The organism is Allorhizobium undicola ORS 992 = ATCC 700741, assembly GCF_000621665.1.
GTDB lineage: Bacteria > Pseudomonadota > Alphaproteobacteria > Rhizobiales > Rhizobiaceae > Allorhizobium > Allorhizobium undicola.
Map to the genome: position 1 here is coordinate 1 of NZ_JHXQ01000021.1, position 24,530 is coordinate 24,530.

The 24,530-nt window shown below is 60.3% G+C and carries 20 protein-coding genes; 6 read left to right on the forward strand and 14 right to left on the reverse strand.

Going from position 1 to position 24,530, the window contains the following annotated elements; all coding sequences use genetic code 11:
* Positions 1-1,184 (forward strand): right-handed parallel beta-helix repeat-containing protein (locus tag T424_RS22785; RefSeq protein WP_051559105.1); only part of this gene is annotated, 1,184 nt, incomplete at its 5' end.
* Here T424_RS22785 and pyrF read toward each other — a convergent pair.
* The 3 genes from pyrF to dnaN all read right to left on the reverse strand — a co-directional run bounded on the left by pyrF (position 1,174) and on the right by dnaN (position 4,066).
* Entirely contained in the window at positions 1,174-1,872 is a 699-nt protein-coding gene (gene pyrF / locus T424_RS0116260; RefSeq protein WP_027488660.1) for an orotidine-5'-phosphate decarboxylase, read from the reverse strand. The two genes, T424_RS22785 and pyrF, sit on opposite strands and share 11 nt — an antisense overlap.
* Positions 1,873-2,103: 231 nt before the next feature.
* A complete protein-coding gene (gene pmtA / locus T424_RS0116265; RefSeq protein ID WP_027488661.1) occupies positions 2,104-2,697 on the reverse strand; it encodes a phospholipid N-methyltransferase PmtA in 594 nt (197 codons plus the stop codon).
* Positions 2,698-2,947: 250 nt separating this feature from the next.
* Positions 2,948-4,066: a DNA polymerase III subunit beta gene (gene dnaN, locus T424_RS0116270; RefSeq protein ID WP_027488662.1), complete on the reverse strand. Its 1,119-nt coding sequence runs from the start codon at positions 4,064-4,066 to the stop codon at positions 2,948-2,950.
* Positions 4,067-4,324: 258 nt separating this feature from the next.
* Here dnaN and rsmI point away from each other — a divergent pair, with 258 nt between their 5' ends.
* Both rsmI and T424_RS0116280 read left to right on the forward strand, forming a co-directional pair.
* The gene (rsmI, locus tag T424_RS0116275; protein ID WP_027488663.1) at positions 4,325-5,239 is read left to right on the forward strand and encodes a 16S rRNA (cytidine(1402)-2'-O)-methyltransferase; all 915 of its coding nucleotides are present in this window, start codon (positions 4,325-4,327) and stop codon (positions 5,237-5,239) included.
* 4 nt (positions 5,240-5,243) lie between these two features.
* On the forward strand, positions 5,244-5,630 hold the full coding sequence (locus tag T424_RS0116280; RefSeq protein ID WP_027488664.1) for a YraN family protein: 387 nt from the start codon (positions 5,244-5,246) through the stop codon (positions 5,628-5,630).
* A 162-nt stretch (positions 5,631-5,792) separates the two neighbouring features.
* On the opposite strand, the gene T424_RS0116285 is transcribed toward T424_RS0116280, so the two are convergent.
* From T424_RS0116285 to T424_RS0116305, 5 genes are all read right to left on the reverse strand, one after another.
* Positions 5,793-6,242: a cupin domain-containing protein gene (locus T424_RS0116285; protein ID WP_407921404.1), complete on the reverse strand. Its 450-nt coding sequence runs from the start codon at positions 6,240-6,242 to the stop codon at positions 5,793-5,795.
* Positions 6,243-6,393: 151 nt separating this feature from the next.
* Entirely contained in the window at positions 6,394-7,491 is a 1,098-nt protein-coding gene (locus T424_RS0116290) for a sn-glycerol-3-phosphate import ATP-binding protein UgpC (protein ID WP_027488666.1), read from the reverse strand.
* An 11-nt stretch (positions 7,492-7,502) separates the two neighbouring features.
* Positions 7,503-8,345 carry a sn-glycerol-3-phosphate ABC transporter permease UgpE gene (gene ugpE, locus T424_RS0116295; protein ID WP_027488667.1) on the reverse strand — a complete coding sequence of 281 codons (843 nt, stop codon included), beginning with the start codon at positions 8,343-8,345 and terminating at the stop codon, positions 7,503-7,505.
* Between the two features lie 4 nt (positions 8,346-8,349).
* A complete protein-coding gene (locus T424_RS0116300) occupies positions 8,350-9,231 on the reverse strand; it encodes an ABC transporter permease subunit (RefSeq protein ID WP_027488668.1) in 882 nt (293 codons plus the stop codon).
* A 74-nt stretch (positions 9,232-9,305) separates the two neighbouring features.
* Positions 9,306-10,604 (reverse strand): extracellular solute-binding protein, encoded by a 1,299-nt coding sequence (locus tag T424_RS0116305; protein ID WP_027488669.1) that lies wholly within the window; start codon positions 10,602-10,604, stop codon positions 9,306-9,308.
* 370 nt (positions 10,605-10,974) lie between these two features.
* Here T424_RS0116305 and T424_RS0116310 point away from each other — a divergent pair, with 370 nt between their 5' ends.
* Both T424_RS0116310 and polA read left to right on the forward strand, forming a co-directional pair.
* Positions 10,975-12,507, forward strand: coding sequence for a YifB family Mg chelatase-like AAA ATPase (locus T424_RS0116310; protein ID WP_027488670.1), 1,533 nt, complete (start codon positions 10,975-10,977; stop codon positions 12,505-12,507).
* A 437-nt stretch (positions 12,508-12,944) separates the two neighbouring features.
* Positions 12,945-15,914, forward strand: coding sequence for a DNA polymerase I (polA, locus tag T424_RS0116315; RefSeq protein ID WP_027488671.1), 2,970 nt, complete (start codon positions 12,945-12,947; stop codon positions 15,912-15,914).
* Between the two features lie 322 nt (positions 15,915-16,236).
* Here polA and T424_RS0116320 read toward each other — a convergent pair whose 3' ends face one another.
* The 4 genes from T424_RS0116320 to T424_RS0116335 form a co-directional block, all read right to left on the reverse strand.
* Complete coding sequence (locus T424_RS0116320; protein WP_027488672.1) at positions 16,237-17,694, reverse strand: amidohydrolase family protein; 1,458 nt, start codon at positions 17,692-17,694, stop codon at positions 16,237-16,239.
* A 251-nt stretch (positions 17,695-17,945) separates the two neighbouring features.
* A complete protein-coding gene (locus tag T424_RS0116325) occupies positions 17,946-18,896 on the reverse strand; it encodes a LysR family transcriptional regulator (protein ID WP_027488673.1) in 951 nt (316 codons plus the stop codon).
* A gap of 201 nt (positions 18,897-19,097) precedes the next feature.
* On the reverse strand, positions 19,098-20,270 hold the full coding sequence (locus tag T424_RS0116330) for a Gfo/Idh/MocA family protein (protein WP_027488674.1): 1,173 nt from the start codon (positions 20,268-20,270) through the stop codon (positions 19,098-19,100).
* 276 nt (positions 20,271-20,546) lie between these two features.
* On the reverse strand, positions 20,547-21,470 hold the full coding sequence (locus T424_RS0116335) for a TIM barrel protein (protein ID WP_027488675.1): 924 nt from the start codon (positions 21,468-21,470) through the stop codon (positions 20,547-20,549).
* 128 nt (positions 21,471-21,598) lie between these two features.
* Between T424_RS0116335 and T424_RS0116340 the strand changes: the two genes are divergently transcribed.
* Complete coding sequence (locus T424_RS0116340; protein WP_027488676.1) at positions 21,599-22,612, forward strand: LacI family DNA-binding transcriptional regulator; 1,014 nt, start codon at positions 21,599-21,601, stop codon at positions 22,610-22,612.
* Positions 22,613-22,685: 73 nt separating this feature from the next.
* Here the strand turns inward: T424_RS0116340 and phnN are convergent, their stop codons facing one another.
* Together phnN and T424_RS0116350 are read right to left on the reverse strand one after the other, a co-directional pair.
* Positions 22,686-23,270, reverse strand: a complete 585-nt coding sequence (phnN, locus tag T424_RS0116345) for a phosphonate metabolism protein/1,5-bisphosphokinase (PRPP-forming) PhnN (RefSeq protein ID WP_027488677.1) — start codon at positions 23,268-23,270, stop codon at positions 22,686-22,688.
* Positions 23,271-23,384: 114 nt separating this feature from the next.
* Entirely contained in the window at positions 23,385-24,527 is a 1,143-nt protein-coding gene (locus T424_RS0116350; RefSeq protein WP_027488678.1) for an alpha-D-ribose 1-methylphosphonate 5-triphosphate diphosphatase, read from the reverse strand.
* Between the last annotated feature and the right edge of the window lie 3 nt (positions 24,528-24,530).

A 24,530-nucleotide genomic window follows, 5' to 3' on the forward strand; every position in this document is an offset into this window, starting at 1 on the left:
AAACCGGTTCCCACTTTTCGGGCCGATGCTATCGCGCCTTCATGCCGCATCGGCTCAGTCCGAAAACCGGTTCCCACTTTTCGGGCCGATGCTATGGCCCCTCCCCCGCCATCGCCCTCCTGTGGCTGATGGCGTTGGCGGTTGTCCCGACACCCGTGGCGCAGGCTACGGAGCCGTCCCACGGTTCTGCTCGCGCCTGCGGCCCGTCGGCGCAGGAAAGCCTGCTTGAGCCTGCCTCCGGCGTGGACGACAGTCTGGCGCTGGATTGCCGCGCCAGTCTTTCAGGGCAGGATCTTGTCACGAAGGAACTGGTCTTCGAGGGGGAAAAGGCCAGCGGCGCGGGTATTGATTGCCATGGCGGCACCATCGGCATTCCCGGCCATGTGCCGAAGGGCGCACCGCCCACCATAACCATTCGCTCCGAGCCGCAGGAAGACGGTGGCTGGAGCGTGCCGCACGATATTCACATCCGCAATTGCAAGATTTATGGCTCCATCGTCATCATGGGCATGGGCGGCAATGGCGAGGCGGAGGCCGTGCGTCTCTCTTCTCTCACGCCGGGCCACACGGCCCGCGCCCAGATGGCGGCACCCCATCACATCGTGATCGACAATGTTACGCTGGTGGCGGCCGGACCGGTTCCGCTTTATCTTGCGCCCGGCGTTCACCATGTCGAGTTCAGCCATTCCATTGTCACCGGCCATAGCAAGAATACAGCCCTCTATCTCGACGCCGAGAGTGGCCAGAACGTCATCACTGGCAATCGTTTTGAAATCGGCACGCGCAATCGTGAAGTCATCGCGGTGGATGGCTCGGCACACAATGTCATTTCGGCAAACAGCTTTGTAGAACCGGCTGGCGGCGGCGTTTTCCTCTATCGCAATTGCGGACAGGGCGGCACGATCCGCCACCAGACCCCGCAATATAACCAGATTACCGGCAATCACTTTCTCTATCGCGAAGGCGCGCCCTCGCACCCGGCCATCTGGCTTGGCTCCAGCAGCATCGGTCAGGCGCTTTATTGCTATCAAGACCCGTCGCTGCCCTTCGGCAGCGGCGCCGATAACCGCAGCTTTGCGGATTTCAACACCGTTACCGGCAATGACATAACAGGTGCGGGCAGCGAAACCATCCGGGATGCAGGCGCCTCCAACACCGTTGGAGACAACCGCTTCAAACCGTGAAGGCGCCCTGCATTTCCTCCAGAATGGCGCAGGCCGCGGCAAGCGGGTCAGCCGCCTTGACGATTGGCCGCCCGACAACCAGATGGCTTGCGCCTGCCTGAATCGCATCCGCCGGGGTCATCACACGCTTCTGGTCGCCCTTGTCGGCGCCTGCGGGGCGAATGCCCGGCGTGACCACCGCCAATTCCGGCCCGACCACGGCGCGCACCGCCGCAGCCTCTTCCGCCGAGCAGACAATGCCGCCCATGCCGGTGGCGCGGGCCTGTTCTGCCCTTTTGAGCACGAGGCTGCGCGGATCGGCCTGATAGCCTGCCTCGATGAGGTCGCCGCTATCCATGGAGGTCAGAACCGTCACGCCCAGCAGGCAAAGTCCCGAGCCACGCGCTGCATCCACAGCCGCGGCCATGGCCTTGGGATAGGCATGGATGGTCAGCATGGTCATGCCCATGCGCACAATGTTTTCCACCGCCGAATGCACGGTGTTGTCTATATCCAGGAGCTTCATGTCGAGGAAGACCTGCTTGCCGTCACGGGCAAGATCACGGGCAAATTCCAGCCCACCAGCGAATGTCAGCTGATAGCCGATCTTGTAGAAGCTCACATCCTCGCCAAGCTTCGCCACCAGCGTTTCCGCCTCGGCAATCGTTGGCACATCCAGCCCCACGATCAATCGATTGCGCGCCTGCATTTCCAGCTCCTTTCATGACCGGCAGCCAAAGCCCCAGGGAAAAGCTCTTCACCCGCCTTTTCGAATGGCGTCCAGTCGCACGAGATGCGGCAATCCGCAAGGGTGAAGCTGAAGAGATTGCCCGCCCCCTAAACTCACTGTTTCTTCGCCTTTGCGGAGAGAAAGCCGGAAAACAGGCACTTCAGGATCAATCCTGATCTGCGGATGGGTGATATAGACGCCAAACACCGATCAGGTCCGGCGGTAGATCCACAGCTGCGCGGGCGGCAGGTTGCGCACCATGAAATCGAGATGCTGGATATGGTAGCTGCCGCCGCGGGCAATGACCGGCGAAACCGGACCATAGGAAATCTGCACCACGGGACGCCCGCGCGGAATGCGGTTCAGCAGATCTTCCACCAGCCGGATGCGCTGGTCCATTGGAAAGCTCAGCAGCGGCACGGCGGAGATTACGCAATCGAATGTCGCGCCGGATAGCGCGCCCAAGGTGTGATCCAGATTGAAGGCATCGCCGTGAATGAAATTCACGCCCGGAAAGCCCGCCTTGAGGTGGCGATAGAAATCCTGGGAATATTCCACCGAAACCAGCTTTTCCGGCGCAACGCCATGGGCAAGAATGGCCTTGGTAATCGCGCCCGTACCCGGACCAAGCTCCAGCACCGGCAGGCCGGATTGCGTATCGATGACGCTGGCCATGCGGCGCGCGGTGAAGGAGGAGGTTGGCGCAATGGCCCCGACTGCCTTGGGCCCCTGCATCATGCCCTTGAAGAAGCGTATCTCTTCATCAAACTTCTGCTCAAGACGCTGCTTCAGATTGAATTTCATCCGCGACTTCCTCCATGCTCTTCCAGTTGCGCCAATCATTGGCGCGTGCGCGGCATGTTGGCGTTATTTTTCGTAAAGACAAGAGGTCCCGACCCTTAAAGACAAAGAAAGCGGCAAACCGATGCCGATCTGCCGCTCTTTTCAAATCTCTTTATAAGCGCCCCCCCAAGGAGCCTCGGACGGCATTGCCGTGGCGCAAGAAACGACTTGGCCCACGGCGGCTTGTCCGTCACCGATCCCGTCTTGCGGATCAGACCCGCATCGGCATCAGGACATACAGAGCGTCGTCGCCAGCCGTATCGCGGATCAGCGTTGGCGATCCGGCATCGGCGAGAAGGAAAATCGCGTCTTCGCCCGAAAGCTGGGCGGTGATGTCCAGCAGATATTTGGCATTGAAACCGATTTCCATGGCATCGCTTTCATAGCCAACGGCGATTTCTTCCGTGGCGCTGCCGGAATCGGGATTGTTGACGGTGAGCGTCAGGTGGCCATCGTTCAGGGCCAGTTTCACGGCCCGGCCGCGTTCGGAGGAAATCGTCGAGACGCGATCCACCGCCTGGGCGAAGCCCTGGCAATCCACGCGCATTTCCTTGTCATTGGCAGTCGGGATCACGCGCTGGTAATCGGGGAAGGTGCCGTCGATGAGCTTTGAGGTCATGACGATTTCACCGATGGTGAAGCGGATCTTGGCATCCGACACCTCGATGGAAACAACGAGGTCTGGATTGTCGATGAGCTTTTGCAGCTCGCCCACCGTCTTGCGGGGAATGATGATGCCCGGCATTCCCTCCGAGCCGGAGGGCGCCTCGACATCGGCGCGCGCCAGCCGGTGTCCGTCGGTGGCAACGGCCCTGAGCTTCAGCGCGCCAGCCGCCTCGATCGTGTGCAGGTAGATGCCGTTCAGATAATAGCGGGTCTCTTCGGTGGAGATCGCAAACTGGGTGCGGTCGATCAGCATCTTGAGATCGGCGGCCTTGAGCTTGAAGGCATGACTGAAGCTTCCGGCGGTCAGATCGGGAAAATCGCTTTCCGGCAGGCATTGCAGCGAAAATTTCGAGCGGCCGGACGTCACCGTCATGCTCGCGCCGTCAGCGGCGGTGGATAGCAGCACCTCGCCGCCATCGGAAAGCTTGCGCACGATTTCGTAAAGAAGATGGGCCGGAACGGTGGTGGCGCCCGCCTGCTCAACCATGGCAGGCGTGCCTTCGATGATTTCCAGATCGAGGTCGGTGGCCTTCATGGCCAGGGTGTTGCCCTCGGCCCGCAGCAGGACGTTGGAGAGGATCGGAATGGTGTTGCGCCGCTCGACGACCCGGTGAACGTGATTGAGCGATTTGAGGAGATTGGACCGTTCAAGAGTAATACGCATTGACGCTGCCACTTTCGACCTTGCGATCCTGAAGGCGGATCGGTTCTTAAGTCCCGGTCCTTCGGAACCGGAGAATGGGACGGGCAAAATGGCAGGAAAACCACTCCAAATGCAAGGGCCTGCCGGGCATCGGCTTTCGAACTCCCCGTTTTCCTCAGGCTTTGCACCTTGCCGGAGCGGCAGAGCTGGACCATAAGTCAGTTCCACCGGCGCAACAGCACCACGCCGATGAAAACATGTGCAAGGCAGGATGGGCCGTTGAAGGACGAAGACACCAGGGCGGACAGACCGCAGCGCAGCTTCCGGCTGAATGACAGCCCGGTTCAGGCCCGCCCGCTGGAGGCCGCCCTTTATCTCGTGGCAACGCCCATTGGCAATCTCGGCGATATTACCCTCAGGGCGCTGGAGGTTCTGGCGGGGGCGGACGTGCTGGCCTGCGAGGATACCCGCGTCACCCGCGTGCTTCTGGACCGCTACGGCATCGCCACCCGGCCCTATGCCTATCACGAACACAACGCCGCAGACGTGGGCCCAAGGCTCATCGAGGCGCTGGCCAGCGGCAAATCCGTGGCGCTGGTTTCCGATGCCGGCACGCCTCTTGTCTCGGATCCTGGTTACAGGCTGGCCCAGCTTGCCATCGAGGCGGGGCTCAAGGTGGTGCCGCTCCCCGGCCCTTCGGCGCCGCTTGCCGCCCTTGTCGGCTCGGGCCTGCCCAATGATGCCTTTCTGTTTGCGGGCTTCCTGCCCAGCAAGGACAAGGCGCGACGTGATGCTCTGGCCGGATGGGAAGATGTCCCCGCAACGCTGATCTTCTTCGAAAGTCCGCATCGCATCGGCGCCACGCTTACGGCAGCGGCAGAGGTTCTGGGCGCAGACCGCCCCGCCTGCGTGTGCCGGGAACTGACCAAGACCTTCGAGGAATTCCGTCGCGGCACGCTTGGCGAACTGTCCGGCTTTTACGACGATGACAGGCAGGTCAAGGGCGAAATCGTGCTGGTGATCGGCCCGCCGCTTGCCCCGCCGCCCCCCGCAGAAGAAGATGTGGACGTCCTGCTTCTGGAGCTTGCCGCAACGCTGCCCGCGCCGAAGGCTGCGGCGGAAGCGGCACGGCGCACCGGCCTTGTCCGCAAGGATCTTTACCAGCGGCTTTTGGACCTGAAAGCTGGAACATGACGCAATGAGCGGCCGCAGCAGGACGACGGGCTCAAGGCAGGACCGGCGACGGCGCAAGGCCGAAAAACGCGGGCGCATGGCCGAGTGGCTGGCCGTTGCATTTCTGCTGATGCGGGGCTATCGCATTCTGGCGCTGCGCCACAAGACCCGCTTCGGCGAGGTGGACATCATTGCCCGCAAGGGCGATCTGGTCGCGCTGGTGGAGGTCAAGGCCCGCGCCAGCGAACAATTGGCGCTCGATGCGGTAAGCCATGAAAGCCAAAGACGGATCCGGGCGGCGGGCGATGCCTGGCTTTCCCGGCAGAAACAGGCGCATCTTCTATCCATCCGCTGCGACATCATTGCCGTTATGCCGTGGCGCTTGCCACGCCATTTTGAAAATGCCTTTTGAAACAGGGCTTGCGACCCTGAACCAGACGTCTGTGGCTCAGGCTTACAGCGCCGCGCGTTTTATCAAACGCACAAAGGACGCTGTAACACTTTAAATCTTCTGCATAATTTTCAGGAAAAGTGGAAGCCGGTTTTCCGTCTGAAAATGCGTAAAAACAAATAGTTAGAGTGCCCGCCGGTCGCCGCTGCGCAAGGCGTTGCGCAAACGGTAAAGCGTGGCAAGCGGTCCGGGAAAAGGTTTGCGCAAAAAGGCAATCTTGCGCACATAGGTGTCAACCTGCCATGTGGCCCAGGTACCACCCTTGAAATAGGCAATGTCACCGGCCTTCAAAAGACGGCTTTGCCCGTCCTCTCCGGTCACGTCTACCGTACCTTCCAGTATCATCACGGTTTCATCCCAGCCGAAATACCAGCGAAAACGGCCTGCCGTGCAATCCCAGACGGCTGTCGTTCCGGCCTCGTCGGCGCTGCGGGAATGGTCTGCCACGCGGGCTTGCGGATCGCCTTCAAGCACCCAGTCCGGATTGATCGGCGCGGGCCGCATTTCAAGATCGCCCGCGGGCGCCGCAATGATTGGCGGCACGTCTTCCCGGCCACGGTTCGCAACCATCATCAATCCGGCAATTCCGGCGACAAGCAACTTGATCGGCATTTACGTCCCCCATGAACGCCGACATTCTAATGTGGGAGCATCGACACCGCGTTAACGCGGTATCGATAATTTTCGCGAAATGAGCATTCGCCAGCAATCGGCCCGCGCGGTCTCAGGCCAGCGTCGTGGAGACGGAAACCGCAGAAGCTTGCGAAAGACCCAGCTCCAGCCGTCGCCCATCCGCACCGAAGAAATGCAGTCTGGCCGGATCGAAACTCAGCACCATGTCCTCCGAAAGCTCGGCGCCGACCGGCAGGGAAGCGCAGAGCGCCTGCGTGCCGATGCGGCCATGGACAAGGCGCGAGCCGCCCAGTTCCTCGACATAATCCATGCGGAAGGGCAGACGCGGCATCCCATCGCGCACCGGACCGAGATCTTCTGCCCGGATACCCACTGTCACATCGCCGGAATGAGCGGCCTGGGCGGAAAGGGTCAGGCTGATCGGCCAGACGGAAAGCAGATTGCCATCGATACGGCCATTCAGAAGATTCATGGCGGGAGAGCCGATGAAGCTCGCCACGAAGGTGGAGGCCGGACGATGGTAGACCTCGAGCGGCGTGCCGATCTGTTCGATGCGGCCGCCATTCAGCACCACCAGCCGGTCGGCCAATGTCATTGCTTCCAGCTGGTCATGGGTCACGTAAAGCGAGGTGGTGCCAAGGCGCCTTTGCAGTTTGCGGATTTCGCCGCGCATGGACACGCGCAGCTTGGCATCCAGATTGGACAGCGGCTCGTCGAACAGGAAGGCGGCAGGCTTGCGCACGATGGCGCGGCCCATGGCCACGCGCTGGCGCTGGCCGCCGGAAAGTGCGCGCGGCTTGCGCTCCAGATAGGGCTCCAGCTCCAGCATACGGGCGGCTTCGGCCACGCGGGCGTCGATCTCCGCCTTGGGCGTCTTGCGGTTCTTCAGGCCGTAGGCCATGTTCTGCCGCACCGTCATATGCGGGTAGAGCGCGTAATTCTGGAAAACCATGGCGATGTCGCGATCGGCGGGCTCCACCTTGTTGACCACGCGCTCGGCGATGCGCACCGTGCCTTCCGAAATGCTTTCCAGACCCGCCACCATGCGCAGCAGCGTGGACTTGCCGCAGCCGGACGGCCCCACCAGCACGATGAACTCGCCATCGGCAATCTGGATGTCCACGGCACTGACGGCCCTGACACCGCCGTCATAGATTTTCGAGACCTGGTTGATGTCGATGGATGCCATGACCGGCTCCTTTACTTGTCGGTTTCGGTGAGGCCCTTGATGAACCAGCTCTGGAACACCACCACGATCAGCACGGGCGGCACGAGCGCCAGCACGGCCAGGGCAAAGGCCTCGTTATAATCAGGGATCTGCGCGCCCACCCAGACTTGCAGGATCTGCTTGATGCCGCGCATCAGGGTGAAATAGCCTTCATCCGTGGTCATCAGGATCGGCCAGAGATACTGGTTCCAGCCATAGACGAACATGATGATGAAAACGGCGGCGATCATGCTGCGCGACAGCGGCACCAGCACATCGATGAAAAACTTGAACGGACCCGCGCCGTCTATGCGCGCCGCCTCCAGCAATTCATCCGGCACGGAACGAAAGAACTGCCGGAAGAAGAAAGTGCCGGTGGCCGATGCCAGAAGCGGCAGGATGAGGCCGGTATAACTGTTCAGCAGATGCAGCTCGCTCATCACCTGATAGGATGGCAGGATGCGCACTTCCAGCGGCAGAAGCAGCGTGGTGAAGATCATCCAGAAGGCCAGCGTCGAAAAGCGGAAGCGGAAATAGACGATGGCATAGGCCGCCATCATCGACAGAACGATCTTGCCGATGGCAAAGCCGAGACCGAGAATGAGCGAGTTCATCATCATGCTCAGCCCTGTCACCTTGCCGTTGAAGCCGGCCTGGGCAAACAGCACTTTGTGATAGGTCGCACCAAACTGGTCGCCCAGCGACAGCATCAGGCCCTTCTGGTGAATTTCGGGCGCCGAATGAGTAGAGGTGGTGAAAGCCACGATAACCGGCGCCAGCATGACGAGGCAGCCGGCAAGCAGGATGAGGTGGTCGAAGAATTTCGTCTTGTACATGGCATCACCCGTAATGCACGCGGCGCTCGATGAAGCGGAACTGGATGAGGGTCAGCACCAGCACCACGACCATCAGGATCACCGATTGCGCCGAGGAAGAGCCGATGTCATTGCCGCGGAAGCCATCGGCATAGACCTTGTAGACCAGCGTTATGGGGTTATCGGCGGGCTTGTCCTTCACCATCACGTCAATGAAGGCAAAGGTGTCGAACAGCGAATAGGTCATGTTGATGACCAGAAGGAAAAACGCCGTCGGCGTCAGAAGCGGCAGGATCACAGTGAAGAAGCGCCGCGTTCCTGACCGGCAATCCAGAACGGCCGCCTCCCGCACGGAAGCCGGAATGCCTTGCAGGCCCGACAGGAAAAAGATGAAATTATAGGGAATATGGCTCCAGACAGCGATGGCGGTCAGTGCCACGGCGGTATCGAAATAGTTCAGCCCGACCTTCATGTCCCAGCCGAACAGCGCCACGAATTTCATGAAGGGGCCGATATGCTGGTCGAAAAACATGGAGCCGATGAAGCCTGACACCGGCGGCGCGATGGCATAGACGAAAATGAGAATGGTCCTGTAGGCCGACTGGCCGCGTATGACCGCATCCGCCTTGACCGCAAGGAGCAGTCCGAGGCTGAGAACGAGAAAGGTGACGACGATCGCGAAGACGAAGGTGAAAAGCGCCACGCGCCGGTATTCCGCCGAAGACAGCACATCGGTATAATTGGAAAGCCCCGCGAAGGTGGATCCGAAGCCGAAGGGATCCTCGATGAACAGCGACGAACGAATGGCTTCAGCCGCCGGCCAGTAAAAGAAGATCGCCACGATGGTCAGCTGCGGCAGAAGAAACAGATAGGGCAGATATTTCGATTCGAATTGCACGCGCTTCATGGCGTCTTCCTCACGTCAATGACCGGAGGCGCCGTTTTACAGCGCCTCCGGACCGGATGTGTTCCAGAGAAGGATCAGCCAGCCGTCTTGGCGAAGCGGGCCAGAAGCTCGTCGGCTTCCTTCTTGATCGTCTCCATGGCGGCCTTGGGCGTGGTTTCGCCGGAGAAGATCTTGTTGTATTCACGCTCCATCACGGCGCGGATCTGCGGATAAAAGCCCATGCGATAGCCCTTGTCCCATTCCGCACCCGGCAGCGAAAGCTGCTTGATGCCAACTTCGGCAACCGGCTCCTTCTCGTAATAGCCGTCCTTCTTGGCCAGTTCGTAAGCAGCCTTTGTGATGGCCACATAACCGGTGGACTGATGGTAGAAGGTCTGGATTTCCGGCGAGGTCAGGAAGTTGAAGAAGGCGGCCGTGCATTTGTTTTCCGCTTCCGGCTTGCCCGACATGGCAAAGAGCGCCGCGCCACCGATGAAGGAATGCACGCCCGCACCCTTGATGGAGCCCCAGTAAGGCAGGAAATCTGCCGAGAAGGGAACGCTCGCCGTCTTCTTCAGACCACCGAAGGAGCCGGAGGAGCCAATCCAGAAGGCAGCCTTGCCTTCCTCGAATACTTTCTGGTTATCGTTCCAGGCAGCGCCGTAATAGGCGAAATAACCCTTGTCCTTCCATTCCTTCAGCTTGTCATACATCATCACATGGTTCGGATCGGTGACATTGATGACCGTATCCTTGACGCTGTCATAGCCGTTGTTGTTGGAAGCAAACTGGATGTTGTTGCGCGAGAAGAAATTCTCGGTGAACTGCCAGGTGAGCTGCGACTGGATCAGCGGAATATAACCGGCTTCCTTCAGCTTCGGCGCAATCTTCTCGAACTCTTCCCAGGTCTTCGGCGCCTCGACACCGGCCTTCTTCAGCGCATCGGTGTTGATATACATGATCGGCGCCGAGGAATTGAACGGCATACCGACGAACTTGCCGGTGGAATCGGCATAGAAATACTTCACGCCTTCGATAAAGGCGTCGCGGTCGAACTTGTAACCGGCCTTGGTGATCAGGTCTTCAGCCGGAATGACGGCGCCCTTGGCGTTGATGATGGTGGCCGCGCCCGCATCGAACACCTGAAGAATGTTCGGCTGCTGGCCGGACCGGAAGGCAGCGATGCCCGCACCCAGGGCTTCCTCGTAGGAACCCTTGGACGTCGGCGTCAGCACGCATTCGCTCTGCGCGGCATTGAACTTCTGGGCGACCTCGTTGATCACTTCGCCATTGCGCCCGCCCATGCCATGCCACCAGGAAATATTGGTGGCCGCAAAGGAAGAGGTGGCCGAAACGCTCACGGCCAGCGCCGCCATAGAAAGCTTCTTGAACATGGATTGATCCTTTCCGCCGGAATCGGGGTTGGACCAAGCCATTAGTGAGGCAAGATGACAGGCGCTTGAACATTTTATGACGGGTTTATTACAGGAATTGAGCGTGGCATATTCAAAAACCCCGGAAATACATGGGTTTTTACGACAATTTGCGGCGTTCCCGTAATTTCGGCCGACATCTTTAAGCACTTTCGGAAATTCTATTCTCTTTTTGTTTCATTTTTACAACTCATCACAACCTGATTCCACCCGGAATGGGCTAATGTTCCGTTATTGTTCTTGTTATTGCGGATTTTTCGTGACATGGTTGCTATCTCCCGCCTGAGTTGAGAAACGTTGCAGGCAAGGTGGGCAAGCGTTTGAGGGCACAATGGTAGCACGGGTCAGTACGGTCGCATTTCAGGGAATAGAAGGTGTGCCGGTGGACGTTCAGGTCATGGTGGCGCCCGGCAAGGTGGGGATGCAGATCGTGGGCCTGCCGGACAAGGCCGTGGCCGAAAGCCGCGAGCGGGTGCAGGCGGCCCTGCACGCTTCCGGCCTTGCTCTTCCGGCCAAACGCATCACCATCAATCTTGCGCCCGCCGACCTTCCCAAGGAAGGTTCGCATTTCGATCTTGCCATCGCGCTTGGCCTGATGGCGGCGATGGAGGCCATTCCGGCGGATGCGGTTTCCGGCTATCTGGTGATCGGCGAACTCAATCTCGACGGCACGATTGCCGCCGTGGCAGGCGCGCTTCCCGCCGCCATGGCGGCAAATGCCATGGACAAGGGCCTGATCTGCCCTGCCGATAGCGGGCCGGAAGCGGCCTGGGCCGGCGAAGACATCGACATTCTCGCCCCGCGCAGCCTGATTGCGCTGGCCAATCACTTTCGCGGCACGCAGGTTCTGTGGCGGCCGCAACCGGCCTCCCGCGCCCTTATCGGCAATCTGCCGGACCTTGCCGACATCAAGGGTCAGGAAAGCGCCAAAAGAGCACTGGAAGTGGCTGCCGCGGGCGGTCACAATCTGTTGATGGTCGGCCCGCCCGGCTCGGGCAAATCCATGCTGGCGGCGCGGCTTCCCTCCATTCTGCCCGTGCTGCAACCGTCGGAACTGCTGGAGGTTTCCATGGTCCACTCCATCGCCGGGCAATTGTCCGGCGGGCGATTGTCGGACCGGCGGCCCTTCCGCACCCCGCACCACTCCGCCACCATGGCAGCCCTGGTTGGCGGCGGCATGAGGGCCAAACCCGGCGAGGCTTCGCTTGCCCATCACGGCGTGCTGTTTCTCGACGAGTTTCCCGAATTCATGCCCCAGGTTCTCGACGCGCTGCGCCAGCCGATCGAAACGGGTGAATGCATCATTGCCCGCGCCAATCACCGCGTATCCTATCCGGCCAAATTCCAGCTCGTCGCGGCCATGAACCCCTGCCGCTGCGGCATGGCGGGCGAGCCCGGCCACACCTGCGCACGCGGCCCGCGCTGCGTGAGCGATTATCAGGCCCGCATTTCCGGGCCGCTGATGGACCGTATCGATATTCGCATCGATGTGCCCGCCGTTTCCGCCATGGACCTCATCAAGCCAATGGCCGCCGAAAAAAGCGCCGATGTCGCCCGCCGCGTGGCCAGGGCGCGCCAACGGCAGATCGACCGGCTTTTGGCCCTGGGAGAAAGAAACGTTTCGACCAACGCCGCCTGCTCCACGGCACTGATCGAAAAAATCGCCGCACCCGATGCCGCCGGCCTGCAATTGCTGCGTGACGCGGCGGAAAAGTTCAAATTCTCCGCCCGCGCCTATCACCGCGTCTTGAAGGTGGCCCGCACGCTTGCCGATCTGGACGGGGCCGAGAACCTTGGCCGCCTGCATCTGGCGGAGGCGATTTCCTATCGCATCCCCGCCGAGCGGCTTTCGGCAGCCGCATAAAACAAAAAAGCCGTCACGGCAGGAGGCGGCGCCGTGACGACTTTTCTAATGGTTGGACAAAGGCCCGGAGAGGGGGATAAGGCCTTTGTCCTGACGTCTGAAGCGGCGGGGGACGAGCCAGCTTTCAGACCGCGACGCTTTTTGTTGCGCCGGTGAGTTCTAAATGCGCCCCCAAATGTGTCTTTTCAAGGGTTCCCAGATTACAATGCGGTAAGCTTTTCGTGATGAGATTAAAAAATCGTCACTTTTGTCCAGCACCTCACAAACTACTGAAAAAGCGGGCCTGAAAACATATCCGCTGAGCGCATTTCCTGCCGCATCCGGTAATTCCGGCAGCCGCCCTGTCGCGGTTTCCGCCGTCTCCCATATTCCTTTGCTTGCGTATTTCCGTTGCCCCCCGATTTACCTTAACCTGCGGGCGCGCTATCCCTGTGCCCATGAAAAAAGGCGATCATCTCTTTCTCGTTGACGGCTCCGGCTTCATCTTCCGGGCCTTTCACGCGCTTCCGGCGCTGACACGTAAATCCGACGGCCTGCCTGTGGGTGCGGTTTCGGGCTTTTGCAATATGCTGTGGAAGCTTCTCACCGATGCGCGCGATACCTCCGTCGGTGTCACGCCCACCCATCTTGCGGTGATCTTCGATTATTCCTCCAAGACATTTCGCAAGGAAATCTATCCGGATTACAAGGCCAACCGCTCCGCTCCGCCGGAGGATCTGGTGCCGCAATTTTCGCTGATCCGTCAGGCAACCCGCGCCTTCAACCTGCCATGCATCGAAACGGAAGGCTTTGAGGCCGACGACATCATCGCCACCTATGCCCGCGCGGCCGAAGCCATCGGTGCGGATGTCACCATCGTTTCCTCCGACAAGGATCTGATGCAGCTCGTCACCCCGAATGTCCACATGTATGACAGCATGAAGGACAAGCAGATCGGCATTCCCGAAGTCATCGAAAAATGGGGCGTGCCGCCTGAAAAGATGATCGACCTGCAATCGCTGACGGGCGACAGCACCGACAATGTGCCGGGCATTGCCGGGATTGGCCCGAAAACGGCCGCACAGTTGCTGGAGGAATTTGGCGATCTCGACACCCTTCTGGCCCGCGCTGGCGAGATCAAACAGGCAAAACGACGTGAAAACATTCTGGCGGGCCGTGAGCTTGTGCAAATTTCCCGCCAGCTTGTCACCTTGCGCACCGATGTGCCACTGGACATGCCGCTCGATGCGCTGATGCTGGAAAGGCAGGACGGCCCAAAGCTCATCGCCTTCCTCAAGGCCATGGAGTTTACCAGCCTGACACGCCGCGTGGCCGAAGCCTGCGATTGCGATGCCTCAGCCATCGCGCCCGCCATCGTGGCCGTGGAGGAAGGTGCTGCCGCCCACGGACCGGACCTCGACCCGGCAGGAACCGGAGCGAGCGCCGCGCAGGCGGCTGTTTCCGTTCCCCCGCAAGGCGAGACGGCGAAAGGCGCCACGCCGCAGGATCTCGCCGCTGCCCGCCTTGAGGCTTTCGGTGGCAAGGAGATCGACCGCAGCAGCTATGTGACGATCCGCGATCTTGCGACGCTTGAACAATGGATCGCGGCAGCGCGCGAGCGCGGTCTGGTGGCCTTCGATACGGAAACCAATTCGCTGGATCCCATGCAGGCCGATCTGGTCGGCTTTTCGCTTGCCCTGCAAGACGATGCGCTCGATCCGGGGGCGGTGGCCATCCGCGCGGCCTATGTGCCGCTTGGTCATCGCAAGGGGCAGGACGACCTGCTGGGCGGCGGCCTCACGGAGGGGCAGATCCCCATGGCCGAGGCGCTGGCCGCCCTGAAAGGACTGCTCGAAGATTCCGCCGTGCTGAAAATCGCCCAGAACCTCAAATACGATTATCTGGTGATGAAGCGGCACGGCGTCAGCCTGCAAGCCTTTGACGATACCATGCTGATGTCCTACGTGCTGGAAGCCGGCCAGGGCAATCACGGCATGGATAGCCTTTCCGAACGCTGGCTCGGCCACACGCCGATTGCCTACAAGGACGTGGCCGGTTCCGGCAAGAGTGCCGTCACCTTCGATTTCGTCGAGATCGACAAGGCAACCGCCTATGCCGCAGAGGATGCCGATGTGACGCTGCGGCTTTGGCTTGTCCTCAAGCCGCGGCTTGCGGCCGCAGGGCTTTTGCGGGTCTATGAGCGTCTCGAACGCCCGCTGGTGCCGGTTCTGGCGGAAATGGAGGAGCGCGGTATCACCATCGACAAGCAGATTCTTTCGCGCCTTTCCGGCGAGCTGGCGCAAAAGGCCGCCGCCTTCGAAGATGAGATTTACGAGCTGGCGGGAGAGCGTTTCAACGTCGGCTCCCCCAAGCAGCTCGGCGATATTCTCTTTGGCAAGATGGGCCTTTCCGGCGGCTCGAAAACCAAAACCGGCCAATGGTCCACCTCCGCTCAGGTGCTGGAGGATCTGGCCGCCCAAGGCGAGGCACTGCCGCGCAAGATCGTGGACTGGCGCCAGCTCACCAAGCTGAAATCGACCTATACGGATGCCCTGCCCGGCTATGTGCATCCGCAAACCAAGCGGGTTCACACCAGCTATTCGCTGGCTTCCACCACGACCGGGCGGCTTTCCTCCTCCGAGCCCAATCTGCAAAACATTCCGGTGCGCACGGCAGAGGGCCGCAAGATCCGCACTGCCTTCATTGCCAGCCCCGGCCACAAGCTTCTGTCTGCCGATTACAGTCAGATCGAGCTTCGCGTTCTGGCTCACGTGGCAGAGATCCCGCAATTGCGCCAGGCCTTTGCCGATGGCGTGGATATTCACGCCATGACGGCCTCCGAAATGTTCGGCGTTCCGGTAGAGGCTATGCCATCCGAGGTGCGGCGGCGCGCCAAGGCCATCAATTTCGGCATCATCTATGGCATTTCAGCCTTTGGCCTTGCCAACCAGCTCGGCATAGAGCGCGGCGAGGCGGGCGATTACATCAAGCGGTATTTCGAACGCTTCCCCGGCATTCGCGATTATATGGAAAGCACCAAGGCCTTTGCCCGCGAGCATGGCTATGTGGAAACGATTTTCGCTCGCCGCGCCCATTATCCGGAGATCAAATCCTCCAATCCTTCGGTACGCGCCTTCAACGAACGCGCCGCCATAAACGCTCCGATCCAGGGTTCGGCCGCCGACATCATCCGCCGCGCCATGGTGCAGGTGGAACCGGCCCTGGAGCGGGCCGGTCTTTCGCAGCAGGTGCGCATGTTGCTGCAAGTGCATGACGAACTGATTTTCGAGGTAGAAGAGGCGGCGGTAGAAAGCGCCCTGCCCGTCATCGTCTCCACAATGGAACAGGCCACCATGCCAGCCCTTTCCATGCGCGTCCCGCTCAAGGTGGATGCCCGCGCTGCCCACAATTGGGATGAGGCACATTGAAAGGCTGAAGGAAAAATCAGCGACGGATCTTCCCTCCGGAAATGCGGGAAAACAAAATCTTACAGCGCCGTGCGTTTTATCAAACGCACGGCGCTGTAAGATTTTAAATCTGCTGCATAATTTTCACCTTAAATCGATTCCGATTTAAGGAATTATGCAGTAGAGCGTCGATCTGGTTGAATGAGATCGACGCTCCAAGGCACTAGAGCGGTTCATTGTTTCACGGAAACATTGAGCCGCTCTAACTATTTGTTTTTACGCATTTTCAGACGGAAAACCGGCTTCCACTTTTCCTGAAAATGCTCTATGCAGTGACACACCCTCAAAGCGCAATATCGAGTGGCGGCAGGTTGGCGCGTTGACGAATATCGGCCTGCGCCTTTTCCGCCTTTTCGATCACCGCCCCGACATCGACGCCGACAAGCCTGCCCTCTCTCTTGCGGATAATGCCATCGATGATAACCGTATCGACATTGGCTGGCTCGCCATGCTGAACGATCTGATAACTTGGGTTGGTGTTGGCGGCAGGCAGCATGTTTGGCGCATCGGTGCGGATGAGAATGACGTCTGCCCTCTTGCCCGGTGTCAGTGTGCCGATCTGATCGGAAAGACCCAGAACGTGGGCACCGCTCAGCGTGCCGACACGAATGGCGTCACGGTAGCTGAACGCCCATTTCAGACCCTTATGGGCAATACCCAGAAGATCCCCGGTCATTTTATTGGCTTCCACCTGCTGGATGCGGCTGGAATTCACCACGGTCCTGAGGCAGGCGAAAGGATCGGCGGGCGCCTGGCAGGTCACGTCGATGCTGAAACTGATATTATCCAGCGAAACCCCACCGGACAACATGGGATAGATCGGCGGCAGACCATTGCCGATCATCGGGTCGGTGGCAGGGCAGAGCGCAACCCCAATCTTCTTTGCGGCAATCAGCCGGACGGCTTCCGGCGGCAGGCCGGGTCCATGCGTGAAGATGAATTCCGGCCCGAGCAAATCGGGAAAGGCCATGAAACTACCGTGGTCGGTAATCGGCCGCAGACCGAGTTTGCGCGCCAGTGCAACCTGCGGCACGAAATGCTCGCCCGCACCGTCGAGGATCATGCCAAGTCCCAATCGGCCCTCGCCATTGGCGGCAATCCAGTCCAGGGCGCGCTGAAGATCGGCAGCAGGCGTGGGAACACCGCGAACGACGCCCGTATAGCTCAATTTGGCGCGAATACCGGCATCGGCCAACGCCTCCAGTTCAGCCTGCACGTCGTTGTAATCCCGCAAACCATGCGACCAGTTGTGGCAGGTGGTAATGCCTGCATTGATCGCTTCGAGGGCGGCATATTGCACGGCCGTATTGTGATCTTCCACCGAATAGAAGGGCAGGAGATCATGGCGGTTGAAGTAATCGGTGGCGTCATTCACCATGCCGCGCCACAGGCTGTTCCACATATGCCAGTGGGTATCGACAAAGCCCGGCATGACGATCATGCCTGCGGCGTCGATCAAATCGGCCTTCGGCGCTTCTATATGCTCGGCGACGGCGACGATCTTGCCGTCCTTGATATGGACATCGCCCTTGACGAGGTCCTTCATGGCCGGATCGACCGGCAGGACATAGCCGCCACGCAGCAGGATCTCGCCCGAAGAGGGCTTTGCGCTGGACGTCCCGGCGGCGGCGGGGCTGGAAATCCCGCTCGCCAAAAAAGGTCCAAGAACGGTGGCGCTCATGGCCGCAAGGGCATGGCGGCGCGAGAGTTTGGGTGTTTTCGGATTGCAGCAGTCACACATGTTGTCTCCCCCGGATCAGGCAACCAATTCGCACGGTATTCGCGCAATGGCTGCAAAGCAAAGGACGGCGCCGCGCCATCGCAATGACTGGCGCGCAGCTGCAAGTCCCCGTTTATCTTGCAATTTCATCCCGGATACCGTGCAGCAGACCCCGCCGCGCGCACCGATGACAGCACCGCTTGCCGGTCGAAGACTGAAGGCATTTCCTGCCGGGATTGTGAAGGAGAGGTAACAGCACGTTCGCGCTGCAATCAAATCGTTTCCAGCGCGAGCCTGTATAAGCGCGGTTTATGTTGCGCGTGCACATCGGCAAGACAAAGCCTGATCCTGGCCCGCAACCAGGCCAGCCCCGGATCATCCTGCAAGCGGGAATGCCACTGCATGACGAGCCGAACCCGCGGAATGGCGATGGGCGGCTCGAACAGTTTGAGATCACAGAAGGAGCCGTACAGCTCTGCCGTCATGCCCGGCAGCGTGGCCAGACGCCTCGTTCCGGAAATGAAAAACGGCACGAGGGAGAAATTGTCGAGCTTCACGGCGATCCGGCGGGCAACGCCGTACCGCGCAAAAAGGCGATCCGGCAGATAGGGCCTTGCCATGGGCCTGACAAAAACCTCGATATGGTCTGCGGCCGCATAATCCTCGAGCGTGATGGCATCGCCATCCCAGCTTTTCGCACAGGCGATGACGCAATGCTCCTCTTCAACCAGCAATTCGCGCGGGTGGTCCGGGGAGCAGTGAATTTCCGGCACCACGACCAGATCGACCTCTCCAGACTCCAGCCGCTCGCCAAGATTTCCGGAGGGCGTGGCAATCTCCAGACGCAGGAAAGGGGCAAGCTGGGAAATCTGCTGGAGCGGTTTTGCCAGCAGCCCCGCAACCACCGTGTCGGCTGCAAGCAGGCTGAAATCACGGTCGGCGACATCCGGGTCAAAGCTCGGAGGGGCTATGATTGTCGCATCGATGCTGCGCAGCATGTTGGCCACGGGCGCAGCGAGCGTCTCGGCCAGAGGCGACAGAATGGACTTGCCATTGCGGGTAATCAACAGCGGATCGCCGAAATACTGGCGCAGACGCGCCAGGGCCGCACTCATCGCAGGCTGCGTCACGTTCACCGCGCCTGCCGCACGCGAAACACTTTGCAGCCTGAGCAATGCGTCCAGCGCCACCAGCAGGTTGAGGTCAAGTCCCCTGTATTTCATCGCTCCCAGTCCGCACAGCCCTCAAGCATTTCCAGAAGAAAAACGAGTTCTTACCTCCGCAAATGCCCTACAGCGCCCCTGCATTTCAACAGAAGCAGGGGCGCTTTGTTCCTCAAGGTGAATTTGAACACTCCTGCCCCGGTTAGTTCCATGGTCTATTCCACCTGAAGCAAAGGTATTTTTCAATCGGAGATCCCGATTTTATTGGTAATCCACCCAGACGCCGCCGAGATCGGCCGAGCGAACGCAATTTTCCACCCAGCGCACCCCTTCCACGCCAGCCTCTATGCCGGGATAGCGAATTGTCGCCAGACGGGCCATATCGTTGTCGTTGCAGGCCTCCATGGCGATTGCGAAGCGGTCGTAGAGGTTGGCCCAGGCCTCGAACAGGCCTTCGGGATGGCCGCCGCCAATCCTGTCATCGGCAAGCGCGTTCGGGTGGAGATAGCCCATGCCGCGCTCCAGAATACGCACCGGCTCGCCCTGAACCTCGAAGCGCAGCTGGTTCGGTTGCTCGTCCCACCATTCGATGGATGCTTTCGAGCCGACGATGCGCACCTTCTGGCCGTGCATGGAGCCACAATTGATGGCGCTGGACCAGACAGTGCCGAAGGCGCCGTTATCATATTCCATCAGGGTCATGGCATTGTCTTCAAGCGGTGCGCGGGTCTTCACGAAGCTTTGGCGGGCGCAAAGCAGCCGCTTGATATGAAGATGCGGCAGGATGACTTCCGACAGATAAAGCGGATGCGTGCCAATATCGCCCAGCACATAGCTCGGCCCGGCAAATTTCGGATCGACGCGCCAGCGGGCGGCGGGATTTTGCAGTTCCACGGCCTCGTTGTGAAAACCATGCGCGAACTGCAGGTTGACCAGACGAATATCGCCGAGTTCCCCCGCGGCCACCAGTTCGCGGGCATGTTCGATCACCTGATGGCCGCTATAGCCGTAAGTAACGCCGACGATACGGCCGCGCTCCTGCGCAATACGGCGAAGGTCTTCGGCCTCGGCCACCGTGAAGCAGAGCGGCTTTTCGCAAATCACATGCAATCCGCTTTCCAGCGCCGCCCTCGTGATCTCATAATGGGTATTGTTTGGCGTCGCGATCGAGACCGCCTCTATCCCATCGGCACGCTTCGCCTCCTCTGCAAAAAGCGTGCGCCAGTCGGCATAGCAGCGCGAAGCGTCGAGCCCGAGATCCACGCCGAAGGCACGTCCGCGCTCGGCATCGAGGTCGAAGGCACCTGCGACCAGCTCGAAATAGCGGTCGCGAAGGGCAGCACATCGATGGATGTAACCGATCTGGCTGCCACGCCCACCACCCACCATGGCCCAGCGCAAGGCCCGTTTCGTCTGACGAGTTCCGTAAATCATGATCTTTATCCTGAGCTTGTGGTGTCGATCTTGTGGCAAGGCGCAAGAATGAACAGGCGTCCCACCTTGCAGAAATCAAAATATCTCAATAATATCGGTATCTTGAGATATTAAAAAAGGAATGGTCAGGGTCATTGACCGTGGCGCCCGCCTCTTCCTGGGAGCCTTTCACTGTTTCACGGAAACGGTGAAAGGCTCTAGCTGTCTGTTTCGACGCATTTCCGGACGCAAAACCGAATACACTTTTGCTGGAAATGCTCTAAGAGCCGAGGCAGGTTAAAAACCGACGCTTCCAAGATAGTCGCGGCTGAGCTTCACATCGGCAAGGCTGCCGTCCGCATTGCGCGGATCGCGCTCCTGCTCCACGGTGATGAAGCCCTGATAGTCCAGTCGCGTCAGAAGGTCGCGAATGGCGGGATAATCGATGCAACCCTTGCCGATCGGGCACATCACGCCTTGCGCGCAGGCTTCGAAAAAACGAATTCGCTCACCCATCACGCGCTCGAAAACCGGCCTGTCTATATCCTTGAAATGAATGTAGTCGAGCCGGTCGGCGTATTTTTCCAGCGTTGCCACCGGGTCCATGCCCGCATACCACGTATGTCCGGTATCCAGGCAGAAGCCCGCAACCTCCTTTGGAATATCGCGGGCAAGCCGCTCGATCTCGTCTTCAAATTCGATATAGCCCCCGGCATGGGGGTGAATGGTGGCGCGCACGCCATAGGCCGTGCGGGCAAGATCGGCAATGGCGCGGATATTGTCCATCATGCCCTGCCAGTCGCGGTCATTCAGCCGGGGGGCGCGATCGCTGTGACCGGCGGCATAATCACGCTCGTCATGGCCCCAGTCCATGACGGTCAGATAAGGGGCGGGAAAGCGCTGGCCCGCCGCCTGCGGCGGACGCGGCAGCTTCGTGATCAAGGCGCAGATCTCATGCGTCTGACGCAGCAATTCCTCGCGATTGTCCGGCGAAACGAGGTCATGAAATATCGTACCCGCGACGATATAAAGACCCCGGCTGGTCAGCGCCTGCGATACCTTGCCGATGTCGAGCGGCACATAGCCATAAGGCCCAAGCTCCATGCCGCCATAGCCTGCCGCCTTTACCTCGTCGAAGACAAGCTCCCAGGCAGGCAGGTTGGGGTTGCGCACGTCGTCAACGCCCCAGCAGCACGGGGCCGTGGTGATGGTAATGCTCATGATGGTTCGGTCCTTCCTCGGCGCCATGGGGTGAATGGCGCCCCTCCACGGCCAGAATTAGCGATTCCGGCCTGCTTTACAAAGCGCCGTTTTGATGGGATTCCATCAAAATCGGAGAGAGGGCGTCAATGGTCGGACGAAAGGTCAGCATTGCCGATATAGCAACCGCCGCCGGCGTCTCAACGGCAACGGTGGACCGGGTGCTGAACAGGCGCGGCGGCGTGAGCGCCATGAAGGAAGATCGCGTGCTGGCCGCCGCGCGTTTGCTTGGCATGGATCGCGCCCTCGACCGGCCGCCATCCCGGACGCTCCGCATTGCGGTGCTGATCCAGACGCCGGCCAATCCGTTTCATGCCGCGCTGCGGGAAGGGCTCGACCTTGCCGCGCGGATCTATGCCGCCTTCAACATGCAGTTCTTCGTGCATCACATCGACCCGAAAAACCCGGCGGGTATTGCCGCCACCGTGCGCGAATGCCACGCCTATAACGGCCTCATCATCACCAGCCCCGATGACGAGCGCATCCGGGAGGCGATAAAAGCCCTGTCACGCACGATCCCGGTGGTTACGCTGGCCACCGATGTGGCCGGTTGCGGGCGGGCGGCCTATATCGGCCCTGACGACCATAAGTCCGGGCGCGTCGCGGGCGACCTCATGGGGCTTTTCTTAGGGCAGGAGGGCGGACGCCTGCTGATTGTCGCGGGCTCGCGCGACATTACCGGCCATCGGCAGCGGGAGGCCGGATTTCGACAGATCATCGCCGAACGCTATCCCGCCTGTCACGTCATGGCGGTGCTTGAAACGGGCGAGGAGCAGGCGGCGGCAGGGCGCGTGGTGGAAGTTGCATTCCGGCAGGATCCGGCCCTGCGCGGCATCTATCACCTGTCCGCCGGAGCAGGCCCCATCGTCGTGGCGTTGCAGCGGCTTGGAAGGCTCGCCGATACGGTCATCATCACCCATGAATTGACGGAGGATCGCCGACGCCTCCTCAAGGCGCGCAGGCTTGCTGCCGTCATCGACCAGCAACCGCTGCTGGAGGCACGCATGGCGGTGGAAACCATGGCAAAACTCCATGGACGCATGGCGGGCGAGGCCGCTTCCGTCGCCACCGACATCCAGATTTTCCTTGCGGAAAATGCTTGATACATCCACTGCCTGAGACAGGTCCCCGAACCAGGCGAGAAATGCAGGTTTCAAAAGCCTGCCGAAAGCCCGGTCAGCGGGAAAGGAGCGTTTCAATCATCTCCACCAGCAGGCCGCCTGCCTTTTCCAGCGCCCCGGAATTGTCGATATGCACCACATGGTAATTGCCGTGGAGGGCGAGGGAAGCGCGTGACAGCCTTGCCAGAATATCACCCCGGCTTTCGCGCCCGCGCGCTTCAAGCCGGTCCGCCAGCACCTCGGGCCTTGCCGTCACATTCACCACCGTCATGGCCCTGAAGACGCGGGCGAAAAGCGGCAAAACCGAGCGCGAACCGTTGACCACCACGATCCGCCCGTTTGCCACATGCCCGCCGACATCGGCGGGAATGGCATAGCGCAAACCATGGGCCTGCCACTCCACCGAAAAGAGGCCCTGCGCCTTCATGGCATCAAATTGATCCGCGCAAAGCGGCTGATGGTTTTCTCCTCCAGCCTCGGCGGGACGTGTAATGAAGCGGCGCACGAAATGGACGCGACGATCGTGAAGGAAATGATTGCGGGCGAAATCGATCAGGCTGTCCTTGCCCGCCCCTGACGGCCCCACCACCACGAGAAGGCAGCCTGCGCCCTGATCCGGATGCGATGAATTATCCCCCATGGACCTTACTAGAGCGCCTTTCGATCTGATTGAATCAGATCGAAAGGCGCTCTAACCTTTTCTTTTTGAACCATAATCTTGTCGATCCTCGTTCCACTCCGGTCGGATTATGCTCTAGGCCACCCGCTGGCCCTGCCGCCAGACGCCCCGCACCACGGGAACATCCGTCATGGCCTCGACACGCACCAGATCGGCGCGCAGACCGGGCGCGATCCGGCCACGATCGTCCAGCCCCACGGTCCGTGCCGGGGTGGCCGTCACCATGGCCAGCGCCTGCGGCAGGCTGATGCTCTCGATTGTTTGCGCCAGCAAAAACGGCGCATAGATCAGGCTGAAGGGAATGTAATCGGAAGACAGCACGTCCAGCACGCCGTGCCTGGCGAGATCGGCTGCGGCGATATTGCCGGAGTGTGAGCCGCCACGCACCACATTCGGCGCTCCCATCAGCACGCTCATGCCAGCCTGATGCGAAGCCACCGCCGCTTCGAGGCTGGTGGGGAATTCCGCAAGCCGCACGCCATGGCCACGCGCCTCCTCCACATGCTCCAGCGTGGCATCGTCGTGGCTTGCCACGGTAATGCCGCGCTCGGCGCAAAGCTTTGCCAGGCAATCGCGATGCGGCTGCGAATAGCGCGCCGATATGGCTTTTCTGGCGGCGACGAACGCGGCAAACTGCTCATCGCTCAGGCCGCGCCTGGTCTTGTAGTAGAGTGTGTATTGCTCCATCGTCTGAAACTGCCGCTGCCCCGGCGAATGATCCATGAGGGAAATCAGCCTGACCTGTGGATCCGTTTCGAAATCCGTGAAATGCTCCAGCACATTGGCAGAGGCCACCTCGCAGCGCAGATGCAGGAAATGCTCGGCCCGCAGCCGCCCCTCGCGTCCGGCAAGCGCGATGCCATCGGCCATGGCGCGCATTTCGCCCCGCTCGAAGCCGCCCTCCTCGTCGGAACCCAGCCGCAGGCAGTCGAACACCGTAGTAATGCCGGAAGCCGCCACCTGCGCATCATAGGCCTGAATGGCCGCCATTTTGTGCCAGCGCACGCCAGGGCGTGGCGAGTAGTGGCTTTCCAGATGATCGGTATGCAGTTCCACCAGTCCCGGAATAAGAAAGTCACCGCCAAAATCCTCGCCGATCCGGCTGGCGCCTTCGCCCACCTCGGCAATCACGCCATCGCGTATCACGACAGTACCGCCCGGCAGGATACCGTTTTCCAGGACGACCGTTGCATTGTTGAAGACCGTTTCGTTCGTCATCGC

Bases quoted from the DNA above. Each gene is read 5' to 3' on its own strand.
- T424_RS0116280 (WP_027488664.1), top strand. From the start codon at position 5,244: ATGAGCGGCCGCAGCAGGACGACGGGCTCAAGGCAGGACCGGCGACGG.
- T424_RS0116300 (WP_027488668.1), bottom strand. From the start codon at position 9,231: ATGAAGCGCGTGCAATTCGAATCGAAATATCTGCCCTATCTGTTTCTT.
- T424_RS0116285 (WP_407921404.1), bottom strand. From the start codon at position 6,242: ATGATGGTTGCGAACCGTGGCCGGGAAGACGTGCCGCCAATCATTGCG.
- T424_RS0116290 (WP_027488666.1), bottom strand. From the start codon at position 7,491: ATGGCATCCATCGACATCAACCAGGTCTCGAAAATCTATGACGGCGGT.
- T424_RS0116350 (WP_027488678.1), bottom strand. From the start codon at position 24,527: ATGACGAACGAAACGGTCTTCAACAATGCAACGGTCGTCCTGGAAAAC.
- ugpE (WP_027488667.1), bottom strand. From the start codon at position 8,345: ATGTACAAGACGAAATTCTTCGACCACCTCATCCTGCTTGCCGGCTGC.
- T424_RS0116320 (WP_027488672.1), bottom strand. From the start codon at position 17,694: ATGTGTGACTGCTGCAATCCGAAAACACCCAAACTCTCGCGCCGCCAT.
- T424_RS0116305 (WP_027488669.1), bottom strand. From the start codon at position 10,604: ATGTTCAAGAAGCTTTCTATGGCGGCGCTGGCCGTGAGCGTTTCGGCC.
- T424_RS0116310 (WP_027488670.1), top strand. From the start codon at position 10,975: ATGGTAGCACGGGTCAGTACGGTCGCATTTCAGGGAATAGAAGGTGTG.
- dnaN (WP_027488662.1), bottom strand. From the start codon at position 4,066: ATGCGTATTACTCTTGAACGGTCCAATCTCCTCAAATCGCTCAATCAC.
- T424_RS0116335 (WP_027488675.1), bottom strand. From the start codon at position 21,470: ATGAGCATTACCATCACCACGGCCCCGTGCTGCTGGGGCGTTGACGAC.
- phnN (WP_027488677.1), bottom strand. From the start codon at position 23,270: ATGGGGGATAATTCATCGCATCCGGATCAGGGCGCAGGCTGCCTTCTC.
- T424_RS0116325 (WP_027488673.1), bottom strand. From the start codon at position 18,896: ATGAAATACAGGGGACTTGACCTCAACCTGCTGGTGGCGCTGGACGCA.
- polA (WP_027488671.1), top strand. From the start codon at position 12,945: ATGAAAAAAGGCGATCATCTCTTTCTCGTTGACGGCTCCGGCTTCATC.
- pmtA (WP_027488661.1), bottom strand. From the start codon at position 2,697: ATGAAATTCAATCTGAAGCAGCGTCTTGAGCAGAAGTTTGATGAAGAG.
- T424_RS0116340 (WP_027488676.1), top strand. From the start codon at position 21,599: ATGGTCGGACGAAAGGTCAGCATTGCCGATATAGCAACCGCCGCCGGC.
- pyrF (WP_027488660.1), bottom strand. From the start codon at position 1,872: ATGCAGGCGCGCAATCGATTGATCGTGGGGCTGGATGTGCCAACGATT.
- T424_RS0116330 (WP_027488674.1), bottom strand. From the start codon at position 20,270: ATGATTTACGGAACTCGTCAGACGAAACGGGCCTTGCGCTGGGCCATG.